The organism is Paenibacillus sp. sgz302115 (genome assembly GCF_056120445.1).
The window spans coordinates 394,638-412,808 of sequence record NZ_JBVYOK010000003.1 but is presented as its reverse complement, the minus strand read 5'-3'; the positions used below and the strand labels follow the sequence as shown (position 1 = coordinate 412,808).

General features: G+C 54.3%; 10 protein-coding genes. All 10 read right to left on the bottom strand.

From position 1 onward, the window contains the following. Positions 1-82 precede the first annotated feature (82 nt). Positions 83-538, bottom strand: coding sequence for a GNAT family N-acetyltransferase (locus AC0LWN_RS10015; RefSeq protein ID WP_474664778.1), 456 nt, complete (start codon positions 536-538; stop codon positions 83-85). Between the two features lie 93 nt (positions 539-631). Further along, positions 632-1,483, bottom strand: a complete 852-nt coding sequence (locus tag AC0LWN_RS10010) for a DsbA family protein (protein WP_474664776.1) — start codon at positions 1,481-1,483, stop codon at positions 632-634. 131 nt (positions 1,484-1,614) lie between these two features. Continuing rightward, positions 1,615-3,942 (bottom strand): glycoside hydrolase family 95 protein, encoded by a 2,328-nt coding sequence (locus AC0LWN_RS10005; protein WP_474664774.1) that lies wholly within the window; start codon positions 3,940-3,942, stop codon positions 1,615-1,617. Further along, on the bottom strand, positions 3,939-6,014 hold the full coding sequence (locus tag AC0LWN_RS10000) for an alpha-galactosidase (RefSeq protein ID WP_474664772.1): 2,076 nt from the start codon (positions 6,012-6,014) through the stop codon (positions 3,939-3,941). The genes AC0LWN_RS10005 and AC0LWN_RS10000 overlap by 4 nt, the downstream gene beginning before the upstream one ends. Positions 6,015-6,216: 202 nt before the next feature. Further along, the gene (locus tag AC0LWN_RS09995; RefSeq protein WP_474664770.1) at positions 6,217-7,356 is read right to left on the bottom strand and encodes an SGNH/GDSL hydrolase family protein; all 1,140 of its coding nucleotides are present in this window, start codon (positions 7,354-7,356) and stop codon (positions 6,217-6,219) included. Positions 7,357-7,475: 119 nt separating this feature from the next. Then, positions 7,476-9,143, bottom strand: a complete 1,668-nt coding sequence (locus AC0LWN_RS09990; protein WP_474664768.1) for an extracellular solute-binding protein — start codon at positions 9,141-9,143, stop codon at positions 7,476-7,478. 118 nt (positions 9,144-9,261) lie between these two features. Beyond that, entirely contained in the window at positions 9,262-10,167 is a 906-nt protein-coding gene (locus tag AC0LWN_RS09985) for a carbohydrate ABC transporter permease (RefSeq protein WP_474664766.1), read from the bottom strand. Between the two features lie 15 nt (positions 10,168-10,182). Further along, the gene (locus tag AC0LWN_RS09980; protein ID WP_474665006.1) at positions 10,183-11,067 is read right to left on the bottom strand and encodes an ABC transporter permease; all 885 of its coding nucleotides are present in this window, start codon (positions 11,065-11,067) and stop codon (positions 10,183-10,185) included. A gap of 401 nt (positions 11,068-11,468) precedes the next feature. Next, a complete protein-coding gene (locus AC0LWN_RS09975) occupies positions 11,469-13,757 on the bottom strand; it encodes a helix-turn-helix domain-containing protein (protein WP_474664764.1) in 2,289 nt (762 codons plus the stop codon). Between the two features lie 414 nt (positions 13,758-14,171). Next, entirely contained in the window at positions 14,172-18,062 is a 3,891-nt protein-coding gene (locus tag AC0LWN_RS09970) for an S-layer homology domain-containing protein (RefSeq protein WP_474664762.1), read from the bottom strand. Positions 18,063-18,171 lie beyond the last annotated feature (109 nt).

The window sequence follows — 18,171 nt, the reverse complement described above, 5'->3', positions numbered from 1 at the left end:
CGGCGGAATTGAAGACAGTCTGTTGCAAAAAATACAGCAGATTGTCCCGGGCAGCCGCCCAGGGGCTCCAAACTATCAAACCTCAGCTCAGCCCCAGTCGCAGACACTTCATATTGGAGTACCTATAGCCCGCAGCCTCATAAAAATGCAGCGCGCGCGCATTCCCGGCATCTGCGAGCAGCGTAATCCGCAGAAAGCTATTTTCCCGGGCATATTCCACAATCCCGTCCATAAAAAACCGGCCGCTCCCTCTACCCCGCTCCGCCGCAGATATAATAAAATCCTCCAGCATGATTACCGGTCCGCCTTCAAAGGTGCTGAAGCCAAAAGCCAGATTCACCATCCCTACAACCTGCTCCTCCCGCTTCAGCAGCAGGAGCATCCCACGGTCCGGATGGTCCAGAATCAAGCGGAGTCCGGCTTTCTGCTTGCCGATATTGACAGCGCCGGCGAAATCCTGCTCCATTGCGAACAGTTCGCCGAGCAGTCTGCACATGTCTTCAAGGTTCTCTACCCCGGCTGTGGCTATTGTCAGCATGGTCCGATCATCCCTTCTTTTGTTCCGTTTTGATTTACCCCATAATAAAGGATCTTCTGCCTTTTCACTATGACTTTTGGAAGCTGTAAAAGCTTACTGGACGGCAGAGGCCAGCCCGTCGTCAATAGCCGCCGCCAATTCCTCATACGAAGACCCTTTTAGCAGTTTGCCGTTCACCATAAACTGCGGTGTTCCGTTGACTCCGTAATTACCCGCAGTCTTGAAATCCTCCTTCACCGGCAGCATGTAAGTATGCTCCTGCAGATCCTTGGCGAAGCGGTCATAGTCTATGCCGCCGATATTGTTTTTGACGAAATCAAGCAGAAACTGCGGCGTAGCCCAAATCCTAGTCTCATCCCCCTGGTGATCGTACAGCTTACTCATAAATTCCCAGAATTTATCGTTATCCTGTGCTGCAATAGCTTCGCCGGCGCTCGCAGCCATGATTGAATCACGGTCTATAAACGCAAAGTTCATAAAAAACAGCTCCACCTTGCCTGTATCCACAAACTCTTTTTTGAAGCGTTCGAAGTAAGTTTCCTTCCACTTCTTGCAGGAAGGGCATTTAAAGTCCGCGAATTCAATTACCTTCACCTTGGCTAAGCTGCTGCCCAGATGGGGCTGCTTTTCATATTTCAAGCCTTCTGCATCATACTCCCCGCGGATTTCCGTGTAATTGGGCAGTCCGCTGAGACCGGAGGATGCCTTCGACGGCTTCAGAAAAACAACGGTGGCGGCAACCGCAAGCACGGCGATGATTACAACGGATAACACAAATTTAGATCCCGGGCTGGCCTGCCCGGTACGGCCTGCTTGCTTGGTGCGTTTGCTTGAATGGGTCAGGCGGGCTGCTTGGGATAAAACGGTCAGCTTCTTGGGCTCCGCAGTGTTGGTTTGCTTGGCCAGATTGCCCGCCTTGGTTTGTGGACTGTTTTTTTTGGACATGGTTCATGATCCCCCTCAATAAAATTGCAGCATCATACGCCTCATAAATGATAGCGCTTTCCATTTTTTTTGCGGCGCAGCAGAAAAAGCGATGCGGAAGCGTGAACCGCCTCCGCATCCTGCTTAAATAATTACACCAGCTCTAACCTGCTGTTGAATTTGTAGCTTCCGCCTGTTTCCGCCCGGAAGGTGGTGCTTAGCTCTCCCCAGCGCACCTTCACCGTTCCCGGAGAGAAGGTGCGGATCACGGCTTCTGTCAGCCGGCCGTTTTCCCAGACAGCGTCCACTTCAGCATTCCCCTTGGCCCGCAGCCCGGACACCGCTCCTGTGCTCCATGCCTCAGGAAGAGCAGGCAGCAGATGAATCTCATCCGCATGGCTCTGCAGCAGCATTTCTGAAATGACGGCTGTACCGCCGAAATTTCCGTCAATGACGAAGATATTGCTCTCCGCTCCGGCAATACCCGATTTGGAGTAGGTGAACAGATTATCGAAGCACAGGCCGCCGATCAAGTGGGAGATATGTTTGTAAGCCTTCTCCCCGTCACGCAGTCTGGCAAAGCCAAGCCCGAACAAGGCCGCCGTGAATTCCACATCCTCCAGTTCGTCCTGGAGCATCCGGTTCTCCAGCGTGACTCTCACCGCTCTGCTAAGCTCCGGTGTCCGGTCAGGTGTAATCTGGTTGCCGGGATACAGGGCAACCAGATGGGACAGATGCCGGTGCTCCGGCTGTGCTTCTGCATAATCCTCCAGCCATTCCTGCAGCTGCCCTCTCTTGCCGATCTGAAGCGGTGGCAGCTTGAATATCGCTTCCTGCAGCTTCCGCTGCAGCTCCTCGTCCCTCTCCAGCAGCTCCGCTGACTTCAGGCAGAACTCGAACAGCTCACGTACCAGTATTTGATCCATAGTCGCTCCCATAGACAACTGCTGCGCACCCTCTTCCGGATCGCCGGGATAAAATGAATTCTCCGGCGAGTTGGAAGGTCCGGTCACCAGCCAGCCATACTTGGGATGAATACTCATGTAGTCCAGGAAGAAGGCTGCAGCTTCTTTGAGCACAGGATAAGCCTGACGCTCCAGGAACTCACGGTTCCGGCTGTATTCATAATGCTCGATCAACTGTGCGGCGAGCCACAGTCCGCCTGTGACATTGAGTCCCCATGAAGTCTCCCAGCCCGGAAGCGTGAAGCCCCAGATATTCGAGAATACATGCGCGACCCAGCCCCCGCTGCCATATAAATTGCGGGCGGTGGATCTTCCCGCCTGTGCCAGATCTTCAACATAACGCAGCAAAGGAAGATGGCTGTCCCCCAGGTTCGTAATCTCCGTAGGGTAATAATTCATCTGGGTGTTTATGTCCATGTGGTAGTCGCAGCTCCAGCCCATCCGGCATGCCTCTCCATCATTCCAGATGCCCTGAAGGTACATGGGCAGCGGGGAATCCCCCCGTGAGCCGGCGATAGTCAGATAACGTCCGTACTGCAGGAACAGGGCGAAGAGCTGCGGATCATCCTCGCCGCCTTCCTGGGCCAGTAATTGAATACGCTGATCTGTAGGGAGACTGGCCTTGCCTGAGTGCCCCAGCTGTATGTTCACCTTGCCATACTGCCGGCTGTAATCTGCGATATGATCCTGTCTCAGCAGGTCATAACCTTTGCCAATCGCCTGCTCAAGCGCATACCGGCTTTCCGATTCCCAGTCCGTGTCCATACGGCGGTAATCGGTGCTGACAGCAAAGTAAATCCGGGCCTCATCCGCTCCAGAGACCGTAAATCGGCCATCCCTGTTATGAATCGTGCCGCCGGATACGGACACCTTGACCATTCCTTTGGCCCATACCCCGCAAGCCCCGTTACTGTGTACGGCTTCTGTCGCTTGGCCCTTGAATTCCAGCGTGCCGTCATCCACAGTTAGGACAGTGAACGACTCAGTCCCGCCCTCCAGACCAAGTGCAAAGGCTACGCCGCCTGGATGATCGCTCCAAATCCTTGAAGCCACCAGATGATCAGCATGCGAGGCGAAAACCTCACGGTGCAGGGTTACGCCGTTTCCCTGATAGACCGCCCCTGCCACCGCATTTGTCAAATCCAGCTCTCGCCGAAAGCTCCCGGCTTCCCCAGACCTCTGACCCTGCCCTGCAAAATCAATGACAACCTCGCATAATCCGAGGTTCGTGCCGAAATTCTGCTTCTGCGGCTGCAGATACTGCTTGGCAAGACGGTCACCCGTCTCATAATCCCCCGCAAAGAAATGCTGCCGTATTTCTGTCAGCACATCCTTGCCCCCTGCAGAAGCAGGCTCCGGGTCGGTCTGCCCTGACCAGTAGGTGACCTCGCTCATGCTCCACACCTCACGGTCCGGGGCAGCCATCACTACTGCGCCTATTCTTCCGTTGCCCAGCGGCAGTCCTTGGGACCAGTCCTGCGCAGGAGTCGAATACCACAGCTTAAAATCGTTCATACAATATTCTCCTGTCTGTATTTTACAGTCATTCTGAAGATTTTGGACTCTGCAGGTTCCAGCGTTACTGCAAACTCTCCTGATGTTTCTCCTTGCAGTCCTTCCCACAGATCCTGAAACACGTAGGTTGCCTTGGCATCTAATCCTGCACGCTCCAAGAGAATAGACTTATGCGCAGCCTGTGCAGCATCGAAGTTGAAGACGGCCAGATAGAAGGCTTTGTCTTCAGCAGATTCAAGCACGAAGACATCGGAGGCCTGCTTGCCAAGATCACCCTCGACAGGACGGAAGGTTTGGCCCATACGGGCTATGTTCATAATCTCTTTGTTACCAAGCCACTTTCTTGCCCGCTCAGCAGCTTCCGGCTTGCGGAAGTCATCCCCCAGCAGAAGCACCGTGCCGGCAATAACCGAAGCGGTCAGGCGGGTGCGGCCTTCCTGCCAGCCGGTGGCCTCCTGGTTGAAGCTCTTGTACAGCACGGAATGGTCGGGATCATTGTAACGGTACAAGGTACTACTCATCCACCAGCCATGTGTCAACGAGTTCAGCAGGTACTCCGTATCCTGCAATGTGCCAAAGACGTCGCAGGATATGCGGCGGCTGTGAGCAAACGCATACGGGAACAGCGGAGCAATGGAAAGATTGATGAAGAACGGACGGCCGATCACCTCGGGCGAGAGCTTTTTCTGCAAGTAAGACATGCCGTAGTGGTAAGCCGCAATCCCCGTCGTAATCTCCGGATTGTGGTGCCGCCCTTCCAGCGCGCCATGCGCCAGGAAGTCCAGCTTGATATACTCGAAGCCTTCCAAGATGAACTTGTCCGTGAACCAGTCCATTCTTTGCAGCGTCCCGGGATGTGTCGGATCTATGGCCAGACCGCCGTCAACATCCGGCAGGATCTCACCCTCACTGTCCCGCAGTAAGATGTCGCCATAGGTGTATTTTCCGCCTGTTCCTTCTACAGCCAGGTCAAATTGGGCCGGACTTCCCCAGAAGGCAAACGGCGTCCAATAGGTTCCAGGCTTGTGGCCATTTTGCCGTACCCGGTTCAGCGCATCCTCCATTTCGGCAGGGGTCAGGCTATCCCAGAAGGCGTCGAAGTTGATGTACAGCGTATCCTCATTATGGAATCCGAGCGGCTGCACCTCATTTTTCAAAAAATCGCTGGTTGACGTATACAGGTCATAGTCCAGGCTATTCATCGCCGCAGACCAGCTGTTCCAGCCGACCGGAACTCCGCCCTCCCATGGCAGGGGAGCAGCTATCCGGGTGTTGGCCTTGCCATAAGCTTCGAGCCCTTCTCGGTAGTCATCGTAGAAGCCAAGAAAAACAAGCGGTGATTCCACCCTGGTTCCACTCACATATCCATGCGGCTGGAAGTCGCGGGTCATCTCGCCTGCAGCCCCGCCATAGAGCTCCAGTTCTTCAATCTGTCCGGTCCGCTCGCTTCTGATCTTGATCCCGGTTTTCCATACATCATGCGTAAGCGAACCAAGAACAATCCCGCGGCGGCTGTCCGGCTCGAACAAGGCCGTTACTTCATAGCTCTCCGTCTGCAGCGGGGGAGTCTCCACTGTATATCTGACCCATTTGTCATTGTCGTACGGCACGCGCAGCACTCGTATATCCTGCTGTCCGGCTGCCCCGTCCAAGCACACGGTTTGGGATTGAATGACCGTCATTCGGTTGGTCTTGATCTCCCCCTCGCTGCTTGCCATTACACATTGCAGCAGCATAAACGGGGAGTGCTCATAAACATAGAAATGCTGTTCAAGACGCGGAAGAGCGGGTGTTTCATGCAGGATGACCAGATGAACATACTTGCCGAATCCGTCCTGAATCCTCTCAGGCTGCTCTTTCAGCTGGTGACGCTCATAGCTTCCGGTATGGTATTCCCGGCCCTTCCAGCGGAATGCGCTCCGAATTCCCTTCACCCCGGAAGTATTCCCGCTGCAACAGGAAGCTTCCCCTGTAGCCAGATCAATCTCCAGTTCCAGCAGGCCGTTCTTTATGCGAATCAAGGCCCCCTCTTCAAGCTCCACTTTTATGGCAGTTTCGCTGTCAATAAGCATCATTTGCCTCCTTATAATGCGTTCTGAACCTTGCAAGCAGCAGATTTCGAACCCTGCATCCAAAGTCTGCTATCATTATAAAAGTGCAATAAAGCGTTTTCTATGCAGCGATCTTCCGATCCATACCACGATTTAACGCATCTTGGCAGTCCCTGCGTTCAACACGGCAACAGTTAATAATGTTCCCGGAGCAGGTGGAGCTTCAGTTGCACAGCAGCTTCAGCACCCGAAGGCCATTGCCTGTGCTGCGGCTGTCTCTGCGCTCCGTATTGCGGACCGTAACCTGCAGCAGGCCCCGCTCCTCTTGTACCGGGAATAACGCCAATACGGGACGGTAAGCATTCAGGCACCAGTCATCGAATAAATTGACTTCGGTAAAAGGCGCGCCGTTCAGTGAATATTCGAAAATCCCCGTGTCCGGCCCGTACAGCAGAACCAGCCCTGCACATTGACCGGAGACTGTAAAGCTGAAGGATGCCTGAGGATCATCTGCCGATGCATGCGCGGTAGAGAATCTCCAATTCATCAGCGGCTCTTCAGGCTGCAGCTCCCGGATGCTGAAGGCTGCGGAATACTCTGCGGCGCTGTAATCCAGCATCCGGCCGTATTCATAATTTCGGCTGTCCAGAGGAGCGGATGGCACTGCCGGCTCCTCCAGCCCGTCAGGCTGGAGACCGCCCTGCACAAGAGCCTGTTCCAGATAATCCCGCACCAGAGCGGCATACAGCGCATGCCCCGCATCCAGCGGGTGGTAGCCGTCAGGAGCGAATTCCTTCCAATTCAGCTCACCCGTGTGAATCATGGTATACACACGGGCGGCACAATCCACCGAAGGAATGCCGTAATATTCGGCTACCTCCTCATGCACGGCGATATTGAAGGACTTATAGCCGGTCAGGTTTTTGCCGGCCGCCGTGTAGACGAAGATCAGCTCCGTATCCGGAGACAGCCGCCGGCACTGGCGGACAATTCCCTCCATGCCGCGTATGGATTCCTCCCTGTCCTCCCCGTCATTGACACTGAATTCAACGAACAGCAGATCCACCATACCTTCACGGAGTACATGCTCCTGCAGACGGTGCGCCCCAAAGGTAGAGGTAGTCCCTCCGACCCCGGCATTGATGCAGCGCAGCGGATGACCCGAATATACCGTCTGCAAATACTGTCCGGTCAACGCACGCCAGCTGGTAGCATCGGCGTCGGAAGCGCCTGCCCCCTCTGTAATGGAACCGCCCAGAAAGGCCACAGTAAGCGGGGCGTTCCCCGCAAGCTTTCTCCTCATGCCGGGCAAGCCCCGGCGCGGTGCAATACTGGAATTGCCGCCGCCGTTCTGATAGGCCATGATTTTCCTCCCGTATCAATCCAGTAGTAACAGCAATGCCGGTCTTTGCAGGCCGGCATCCGTTATGCAGTGGGCGGGCGCTTAGCAAGACACAAGCCGTCCAGTCCCGCCCGCAGGCTTTATTTCACCGAAGCGTCATACGCTTTTTGCAGAATTTCCAGGTAGCGGTCCAGCTTCAGGTCCTTCAGGCCTTTGACGTAAGCATCCCAGTCCTTATTCAGATCCTTGTTGCCGGTAATGAACTGGAGCTCATTCTGCTCAATGTAGTTTCTCAGGTTCGTCTGCAGCATGCTGGCTTCGTCAATCTCGCCCGGATCAATCCAGATCGACCAGAGCGGGAACAGCTCCTTGGGCTCATGTCCCTGATACAGCAGCGAAGCATCGTACAGTCTGCGTTCGTAGCCGTTCGAAGCGTAAATGTCGGTCGCCTGAACAAAGGTGTCGCGGTATTCCTTCGGCATGTAGAAATGCCCCATTCCGCTCCAGCCCGCATTGCGCGGCGCTTCGCCTTCCGCCATCGGAATCTGCTTGATCACCGGCTTAACATCCTTGCCGAGCGCAACATCGCCTTCGGCCGGATCGGTCCAGTCGATGCCCTTCATGCCGCTTGCCGCATTCGTCTGGCCTTCCGGTGTGAACATGTAGTCCACCATCTTGATCAGAGCTACTTTTGCTTCTTCGCTGGCTTTGTTGGTAATGACGAACTTGGCTCCCGGCGACACGCCGCCGGCATCATGAGTCGCGTAGGAGATGCCCGCCGGTCCGGTAAGCGGAGCCAGCGGATTGTAATGCGCCGAGCGCTTATTGCCCGGATCAATGTTGACGAAGATGGCCGGATGCATGCCCGCACCTGCGCCGAGAATTTCGGCATCCGCATTTTCACCGATTTTCTTAAATGCTTCCGCATTCTGGGTAAAAGCCCCCGGGTCGATCAGACCCGCGTCATACAGTGATTTAATATAAGTCAGGCCTTCCTTCCATTCCGGCTTGATCGCGGCCGATTCCACCTTGCCGTCCGTCAAATTCAGATAATTGCGGTCATCATCATAGACGAAGCTGTTCATGAGATAAGGAATGATGCGCACGCCGAAATCTTCCGTAGAGCCGCTCAGCGGCACTTCATCGGCTTTACCGTTTCCGTTCGGGTCCTGCGTCTTGAACGCTTCAAGCATTTGCTTGAATTCTTCGGTGGTCTTCGGTTCTTCCAGCTTCAGCTTCTTCAGCCATTCGGTGTTGATCCACATCTTGTTAGGATAAGAGCAGTGGAAGCACTCAGTGTAGGCACCAAGCCCGTAAATATTGCCGTCAGGCGCAGTATTGAGTGCTTTCAGCGCAGGAGTCTTTTCCATGGCTGCTTTGATGTTCGGCGCATATTTATCAATCAGGTCATTCAGCGGAACCAGCACGCCCTGCTGGCCATATTTCAGCACATCTCCCTGCGAGAATTCATCAATGTAGGAGGTAAGCAGGTAAGCATCGGGATAGTCACCGCTGGCCAGCGAGATCTGGCGTTTCTCCTTGGCTCCGTCTGACGGGTTAATCTGCCACTTGAACTTGATGCCGAACTTGTCTTGAACGAATGTGGTGAATTTATTGGTGGGGATATCAATGCCTGATTCCTGGACGGCAAAGACACTGACCTCCACTGGTTTGGACGCATCAGCCGCGTTTCCGCTGCCGGACGCTGTGCCGGATGGGCTTTCTGTATTGTTTTTGCCCGAACAGCCGCTAATCACCACTGTAAATACCGTAACCAGCATTAACAAAGCTAACAAACTTTTCTTCAAAGCCGATCAACTCCCTCTTTGTAGTTGGACAGGGTGGATATGTCTTACTGCCAAGCAGAAACGGCTTCGCCGTCCTCTTAAGAAGGGCATCACCCCCTTGCCGGTTCATAGTGCTGTCTTACCCCTTGACTGAGCCGACCAGCATGCCCTGTACGAAATACCTCTGCACAAAAGGATAAATGACCAGCACAGGCAAGGTAGCCACGACAATCAGCGCATATTTCAGCAATTCAGCCAACTGCTGCCGTTCAACCATCGCCATCGCATCCATAGCCCCGGCACTGTTGTTCTGAATAATGATACTGCGCAGCACCAGCTGCAGCGGGAACAGGTCCGCTGATTTCAGATAGATCAGGGCATCGAAATAGGAATTCCACTGGCCGACTGCATACATCAGCACCAGCACCGCGATAATCGGCTTGGAGAGCGGCAGCACTACGCTGCGGATGAAGCGCATATCACTGCAGCCGTCAATCTCGCTGGCCTCCAGTAGCTCTTCAGGAATCGAAGATTGAAAGAACGATCTGGCGATGATCACCTGCCATACCCAGATCGCATTGGGAATGAGCAGCGCCCAGCGCGTATCAATCAGGTTCAGCTCTTTGACCACCATGTAGGTAGGAATCAGCCCGCCGCTGAAGATCATCGTGAAGGTAATAATCATCATTAACACATTGCGGCCGAAAAAAGCTCTGCGCGACAGCGGGTAGGCAATCATAATCGTCAAAGTGACACTGATCAGCGTGCCTGCGGCCGTATAAAAGATGGAATTCGCATACCCGGTGATAATCTCATGCGTGCTGAACAGGACCTTGAAGCCCTTAAAGGAGATATCGACCGGCCAGAGCCAGACACGGCCGGAGGTTACGGCTGCCGGACTGCTGATTGAGCTGCTGATGATGAAGATAAGCGGATAGAGTACAGCGATGACTACAAGGATAAGCACGGTGTACACGGCGGTCAGAAATATCCGGTCACCGAAGGACTCTTTAATTTTATGGGGAACTGCTGCCGAAGCTGCCATACAGGAACTCCTTTCTTACCAGATGCTGTTATTGGTAATTCGTTTGGCCAGCCCGTTCACGGTAACCAGCAGAACCAGATTAATCAGTGAGTTAAACAAGCCGACCGCGGTGGCAAAGCTGTAATTGGCGTTCAGCAAACCGATCCGGTAGACATAGGTGGCAATAATCTCGGAATTGGCGATATTCAGCGGGTTCTGCAGCAGATAGACCTTTTCAAAGCCGATCGCCATCACGTTGCCCACATTCAGAATCAGAATAATCACAATTGTCGGCACAATCCCGGGAAGGTCCACATGGCGGATCTTCTGAAACCGCGAAGCGCCGTCCACCTTGGCAGCCTCGTACAGCGTAGGGTCGATGCCGGCCAGTGCAGCCAGATAGATCACGGCGCTGTAGCCCGCAGTCTGCCAGATGTCAGACCAGACATAAATCGAGCGGAACATGCCGGGCTCGCCCAGGAAATTCACCGAATTCAGGCCAAAAAAATTCAGGGCGATGTTGGCGAATCCGAGGCGCGGTGCAAGGAACAGCATAATGATCGAAACCATGACCACGGTTGAGATAAAATACGGTGCAAACGATACAAGCTGGACGAACCGCTTGAACCTGCCGCCGCGGATTTCATTGATCATCAGCGCGAGCAGGATCGGAATCGGAAATCCGGCCAGCAGCAGATAGCCGCTCAGCAGGATGGTATTCTTGACTAATGTCCAGAACAGCGGATTCTCGAAAAACAGCTCAAAGTGCTTGAAGCCAACCCAGGGGCTGCCCCATATTCCCTTGATTACGTTATAGTCCTTAAAAGCGAGTACAGCATTCGCCATTGGATAATATTTAAAGATTAAAAAGAACAGCAAAGGCGGAATGACGAGCAGATGCAGCTGCCAGTGCTTCAGCATGTTTCTTCCGGCGGTATGCAGCCAGCCCCGGCCTTTGCTTCTTGGCACTGTTTGGGTGCTCAAAGCCAGCTTCTTTTCCAGATGAATCTCCCCCTAAAAGTTTTGCCAGCATTACTTCATTGATTTACTTCGCGCAAAACTCGCTTCAGAAGCCTACGCTTAGTGTTTGCAAGTATGTGTGATAGCGCTTTCTACACGAGTCGATCATAGGGCAAAATGTCCGGCTTTGAACAGGTACACTTCCGTATTTTGCGTACAGATTGCCCGGTTTGCAGGGGGCAACGCTTCCTGGTACGAACTTAATTCCGCGTTTTTGCAAGCGGATACATTTCTTGTGTCCGCTGTCGGCAGAAACGGCTGCACCGTCCGGGTGGACAATGCAGCCGCTGTGGAGCACTTTTCTATTCGGCATGTGATTGTCTGTAAGTGCTGGGAGAAATGCCGGTTAACCGCTTGAAGGCTCTGCGGAAGGAATGTGAGCTGTTGTAGCCTACTCTTGCCGCGATCTCATCCACCGTATACCTGCTGTCCTTCAGCAGAACCGCCGCCTGATCCATCCGCACCTTCACCAGATGATCGGAATAATTCACACCGGTCACCTCCTTGAACAGCTGGGAGATGTATTTCTCCGGCCGTTCCACATGCTCGGCGACCCGGTACAGAGTAAGCTCGGAGTCCGAATACATTTCCTCGGTATACTGGTAGATCTGCTTAATGATCCGGGTATGCGCATCCTTCTTCTTGTTGGATATGTATCCGCACAGCCCCTCCATGATGGCATGGAATTCGGCCTGGATGCTGTCCAGCGGCTCTGAGGAGCTGATGTCGATGATGCTCCGCTTGGCGCTTTCAAACAGCGGGGATTCCATGAACGTTTTTTGATCCAGCAGCTTGAGGAAGGTGCCCTTCATCTCCCCGATCAATTGATGCTTCATCTCGATGGACAGCTCCCGCTCGCCGAGGTTCTGCGCAAAAGTCGCGTCGATAATCCGCTTGGCCTCAGCCAGCTCCCCGGCGCGCAGAGTACTGATCAGCCGCTGCTCCGTATCGAGCGGATAGTAGTAGGTCGTGTTCTCGATTTGCGCCTCGTGATTCCACATGATGCCTTTTTTATTCATATACACGGCATATTCCAGCGCCTGCTTCGCCTGCTCAAATGACCCGCTGACCTCTGTTACCGAAGTGAAATAGCCGCCGAAGCCGGACTGGACCGAAATCCGGTATTCCTTTAGAACAAATTGCGCCAGGGCTTCCATGATGCGTGTGATCTCCGCCTCCTGGTCCGCTGCAGATTCCTCCGGGCCGGAGAAGAACAGGGCGACAATTTTGTCCGAGCCCATATCGGTTATGGGCAGCGGTCCGGCAAGCTCTGCAAGCGCCTGCTTCACCAGCAGCCGGGCGGCGTTCAGCTCATTGAGGATCTCCACGCTGTCCATGCCGGAGTAGCCGTTGATCTGGATCATTCCGGCATAGCCGGTTCCCTGGTCCAGCCCGATGTCCGCCTGGGCCGCTGCGGAGACAATTTCCTCCCTTGACTCAAATTCTCCGGCGATCAGACGTTTGATAAAAGCATCCCTGACCAGGGGAAGCTGGCGGTTAAGCTCGCTTTCGAGCAGCTTGTTCTTGGTAATCATGTTGGCAATATTGCCGCTCAGGAAATCGAACTCGCTCTGCTCTGCCCGCTCCTCCTTGCCGAACTGCTCCTTCATCACACTGAGCATCCGGTTGATCGGAGCACTGTTCCGGTAGGCAAGCACAAGGCCTGCAAGCAGTCCGAGTAACAGCGCGCCCCCGGTGATCAGCCAGGACATATATTTGATTTTGTTGGCATTCTCCAGCAGGATGCTGCGGGGGATTCCCGCCTGGTACACCCAGCCGTTCGAGTCCGAACGGGTCGAAATCACCAGATCATCCCGGTAAAACTGGCTGACCTTGCTGTTATCAAAGGAGGAATCCGCGTTCAGCTTATTCATATAAGCCTCATCCTTGCCTTGCAGCACAATGGTTCTCCCCTCCGCATCGCTGATATGAACCCAGCCCCCGTAACGCTCAGTCAGACCCGACAACAGGCTGGCGATTATTTTCTCGTCGATCATCACAACCACTATGGCAGGAGAAGAATCGTTGAAGCTGTCAAGCGGCAGCGATTGCATATAGGTGATGACCGAGGTTTGTGCCCCTTTGCTGACAAAAGCGCTCAGCGGTTTGATTTCGCTCCGGTGGGTTTTCTCCAGAACCTGTGTTTTCCAAGCCGCAAACGGCAGATCGCTGTAATGGAATATCTCATAGTAATGCTCAGGACGGTAGGAGGAGCCGGGGGTCAACACCAGATCGTAATTGGCCAGGTAAATATAATAATCCTGCAGGAAGTCATTCGTCTGGCCGAAGGTCAGAACATTGCGCATCGTACTCCAGATCCCGTAGACATTGGTCCCCTCACCCCTTTCATTCAGCAGGACGTTCAGTTCGGGATTCACCGCCAGTTGTCTGGTCAGCCCCTCGACTTCAGCCATGCGCCGCTCCAGAATCTCCTTGCTTTTTTGCAGCTGGATCACACTGTTCTCAATGGAAATGGACTTTGTAACGGAGATGGATGTGCGGTAGGACATATAGCCCCCAATGCTTGGAATAATCAGAATAACCACGTAGGAGATTAGAAATCTGCGGAAAACCTTGGAGTATTTGAGCATGGTTGGATTCCCCTCTCGGTTGGTAGCGCTCTCATAGAATAAGCTTAAAATAATTTGCCTCACAGTCAAGTATTTGTCTGCCGCACTCTCCGGAAAGATGGCTCCGGCCTGGAGCACAGCGGGAGAGTTCCATATGGACAGGAGCGCGTTATTTCGTAAAAAAAGCTAGTTTTTCTGTCCAGGCGGACACAGAATCTGCTTCACGCTCTATCGGGCATCATGTTGTGCTTCAAAGGGTCTTCTGTATCCGCATCAACAGAAAGGATTCATGACATTATTCGACTGTATTCATTGCCTGGGAAATGATGCGGTCCCGCTTTCCGGATATATTTCTAAAAAAGGAGCCGTTGCCGGCTCCTCTGAGTTCATCTGCGCCTGTCTCTGATAAGATCAACGCTGCGGGAAATCGCCTGCCTAATCGCTCAGCTCTTCGCCACCTCCGGCCTTATCCTTGTAAGCATGAGCGGTGGAAGCTTCAAGGATATCCTTGAAAGCCCAGTGTGTGGCCGGCACATCGCTCCACGGAGAGGCTTCCACACCGAAGAGCGGCCCTCTGCCGAGTGCTCTGTTCATGGCCGTTACCGCCTCGGCGCGGGTCAGCGCACTGCCCGGACGGAAGGTCCCATCTGCGTAGCCATTCAGAATGCCTGCCCCTTGTGCCTGCCGGATCGCAGACACTGCCCAGTGACCAGCGGCAACATCTGCAAATCCGCTGCCCGAAGCAGCATTATTCTTGCTCAGCAGCGCAGCAAGACTGGCCATCTCCGCACGCGTAACCTGCTGGTTCGGCTTAAATGTACCGTCCGGGTAGCCGGTCATCAGTCCCATTTCCGCTGCGCCGGATATGGCTTCCGCTGCCCAGTAACCGGAGCGGACATCGCTGAATGCCGGTGCTGCTCCCTGCTTCTCCCGGGCAGCGGCCTTGAAGAGCAGCGCCGCCATCTCGGCGCGTGTAATCTTCTGGTCCGGCTTGAAGGAGCCGTCCGGATAACCGCTTATATACGCCGCATGCTGTTTCACCGCATCTTGGCCTGCTACCGGTGAAGCACTGGCAGTTGGAGACGCGGATGGAACTGCAGATGGGGCCGCTGTCGCCGCCGGTCCCGGGTTAGCTGGGGCCGGAGTTGCCGTAGCGGCAGGTGTCGGTGTTGGCGTCGATGTTGGCGTCGGTGTTGGGGTTGGTTGCCCGCCCGGAGCTGTCGGTTCGACCGAACCGCCCCGTGGGCTGACGGTGAATTTCAGCTGGTCGGCGAACATCAGCGCGCCTGATTTCTTAACAGCCTTCAGCACGTGGTTGCCGTCTTTCAGATCTGCAAGGCTGAAGAGCTTCTGCAGAATCTGCCGGTTGCCGTTATAGGCACTTGCCGTCTGAATAAGCTCACCATCCAGATAGATTTCGATGTCGCCCATATCAGGCCCTTTCGGTCCAGTCATAGTGATCCCTGTGCCGCTGAACGTATACTCGAAATAATCACCGTCCGCCTCTGTAAAATGAACATCGTTCTGATAATCTCCAGCAAAGGCGAATGTCAGTTGAAGACTGCCTGCTGGCCGGGCAGCGAAATACTCAGCCTTAAGCGTTACAGTGTCTCCAACAAGTGTGTAATCCTTGCCCGCCACCAGTTTATAGCTGCCCTGGCTGATGCCGCTGAACAGCTCCGGCTGGCGCAACAGCTTCACTTCGAGATCTGCCGGGGCCGCTTTGTCGAAGGTGGCTTCCACCGGGCTCACAAGATCAGGAATTTCCACCTTAAGCATATCCAGCAGCATAAAGGCCCCCGATTTCTTGACAGCCTTCAGGGTATGGAAGCCTTCGGGCAGACCTGTAATGCTGAACAGATTCTGCTGGGCCTGGCGTCCGTCATGATAGGCGCTGACTGTCTGCCGGAACACACCGTCCACATAAATGTCCATGTCGCCTTGTGAGGAATCCGTTTCGGTATACAGCTGGATGCCTGTGCCTCTGAAGGTGTATTCGAAGGAATCGCCATTCTTCTCGGTGTACTGCACATCATCCTTGTAGTCGCCCATTCCTCTGCCGGTGCTGCGTGACCAGGAGCCGTTGTACACGATGCCCGGATCGTCATTATTGATCAAGGAGTAGCGGACCGAAGCGGAGCCTGTAATGGCTAACTTCAGTACTTCGCTTGCACCTCCGTCGAAGATAAACTCAAGCTCCGCTACACCTGAAGGCAGATTGAAGAGATATTCCTTCCTGATCTTCACAATGCCTCCGTTTGCGGAATAATCGCTTCCTTCCGCCAGGACGGTCCCGCCGTTCTTGATTTCCAGAAGGGAATCACTGCCCGCCGGCAGCGTGACGGCTACATCGGCCTGCTTGTCAGGGGCCTTGTCAAAGGTTCCTGTAACAGGGTTAATCAGTTGATTGACCCTGATCTTCAGCGCATCCAGCAGCATGTACTGGCCTGAGGCTTTGACGACCTTCAGCTTATGCTCTCCATCAGCAAGTCCTGCGGCACTGTAAACCACCTGCTGAGCTTCCTTGGCTCCAGCCGTGTACGTGCTCACCGTTTCCGGGCTCACAGCATCGTCCAGATAAACAAGTATATCTCCTTGTGAGGAATCCTTTTCGGTCAGCAGGTCAATGCCCGTTCCCTTGAAGCTGTACTCGAAGGAATCGCCGTCCGTCTCGGTATAATGCACATCCGCCCTGTAATCCCCGGCTGATCTGCCGGATTGTGAGGACCAGGAGCCATTGTATACGATGCCGCTGTCGCTGTCGTTGATATAGACTGAAGCGGTAACCGGGGTTCCGCCCGATGGATCACCGGGAGAGCCCCCGCCTGGCTGCCCTTCGCCTGGAGCCGCCAGCGTATCCGTGATCTTCACTGCAATGTCCTGTGATCCAGGAGTCTGCTCTTTGCCGCCATTGCGCTGCCAGGACCCGGTGTAGCGGACATTTGTATCGTCATCGTTGACGATGGAGGTTCCGCTCTTGGCCGTCACCTTGAGCATTCTGGAGGCATGAGGCTCCAGCACTCCGCCGCTGAAGCCCGTATCGAAGGTGCCCAGCTCACTGTGGCTCCAGAGATCGCGGACGGAGGCCGGCCCCTCAAGACCGATGTCGCTCCATTTGACCTGAGTGGCGGCGCTGCGGTTGCCGAGGTTGAACAAGGCGACATTGTAGGTGCCATCCCCGTTATTGGCATACCAGACCTGCTGCTGGGTATCCATCGACACCGGATGGGCGGGATGCCCCGCCTGGTTCACGGCGATTACCTCATCATTGGTCAGCAGCTCCAGTCCATAATCATCCAGCCGCGTCATATCATTTCCGATGTAGAGCTGTGCCGCCGAGACCGCCCAGAAGGTCATAGCCGTCTGCCGCTCATCCTTCGTCAATCCGTCCATGGCGCCGTTCCCGACATTCAGGGAATCGAAATCATTCCAGCCTCCGGGTCCGGCATCTCTCCACCAGATCGCCGCGTCCGGGAACAGCCTGGCAATATTGGCCCACTGGGTCAGTCCGACATTGCTGTCATAGGACTCCACATCCCACTGAATCCGCCAGCCGTTGGCATACTTTTTCCAAAAATCTGCATAGTTATGGTCCAGCGCCCATGAAAGCTCGAACCAGATATCATGTCTGTCCAGAGCCTTGGACCAGGCTTCGACGTCTCCGCGTGCATCACGGCTGAGATTGTTGATGCCCGACCCCGGAGTCACGCTGTCAAACTTCACGAAGTCGATGCCCCATTCCCCAAGCAGATCGGCAATCGAGTCGATGTACTTCTGGGCACAGGGGTTGCTGAAGTCAATTTTGTAGGTGTAGGAGTTCCAGTAATCCATGATTTTCAGCGGCTGCACCGCAATATCGCGTATAGAGCATTCCCCGTTTGTTCCATAGATTTTAAGGTCCTTGTTATACGCTTCAATCGGCAGGCCCGGAATCAGATAAATTCCGATCTTCTGCCCGTTGTTATGCACATAGTCAATAACCTCCTGCAAGCCGTCCGGATAACGCTCGGTATTCGGCAGAGGCCGGCCGTATTCATCCATACTGCCGTTCCAGCCCGCATCAATATTAATATAGTCATACCCGTGCGCTTGCAGCTTTTCATGCATGGCATCGGACTGCTTCTTGATGTTCTCCGCCGATATCCAGTTGCCGGAGGGCTCATACACCTGCATGCTGTAGCTGCTCCAGCCCATATACGGCTTCTGTGCCAGCGATTTGTCCGCGGCCTCCGCCACATTCCTTGTTGTTCCCGTCACTCCGGCTTGCACCGCCACCATCATAAACAGCAGCAGACTGACCCCGATCTTTTTAGCCAAAGACTTCAAATATCCCAGCTCCTCTCTGAATGGTAGCGCTTTCCATACGAGATGATCATAGGGGGTTGCCGCCCTTTTTGAATAGGTACAATTGCGGTGTCCGGCGTACAGCTCTCCC

Excerpts from the sequence above, each read along its gene's own strand:
- AC0LWN_RS10010 (WP_474664776.1), bottom strand. The coding sequence starts at position 1,483 with ATGTCCAAAAAAAACAGTCCACAAACCAAGGCGGGCAATCTGGCCAAG.
- AC0LWN_RS10015 (WP_474664778.1), bottom strand. The coding sequence starts at position 538 with ATGCTGACAATAGCCACAGCCGGGGTAGAGAACCTTGAAGACATGTGC.
- AC0LWN_RS09995 (WP_474664770.1), bottom strand. The coding sequence starts at position 7,356 with ATGGCCTATCAGAACGGCGGCGGCAATTCCAGTATTGCACCGCGCCGG.
- AC0LWN_RS09975 (WP_474664764.1), bottom strand. The coding sequence starts at position 13,757 with ATGCTCAAATACTCCAAGGTTTTCCGCAGATTTCTAATCTCCTACGTG.
- AC0LWN_RS09980 (WP_474665006.1), bottom strand. The coding sequence starts at position 11,067 with ATGCTGAAGCACTGGCAGCTGCATCTGCTCGTCATTCCGCCTTTGCTG.
- AC0LWN_RS10005 (WP_474664774.1), bottom strand. The coding sequence starts at position 3,942 with ATGAACGATTTTAAGCTGTGGTATTCGACTCCTGCGCAGGACTGGTCC.
- AC0LWN_RS10000 (WP_474664772.1), bottom strand. The coding sequence starts at position 6,014 with ATGCTTATTGACAGCGAAACTGCCATAAAAGTGGAGCTTGAAGAGGGG.
- AC0LWN_RS09985 (WP_474664766.1), bottom strand. The coding sequence starts at position 10,167 with ATGGCAGCTTCGGCAGCAGTTCCCCATAAAATTAAAGAGTCCTTCGGT.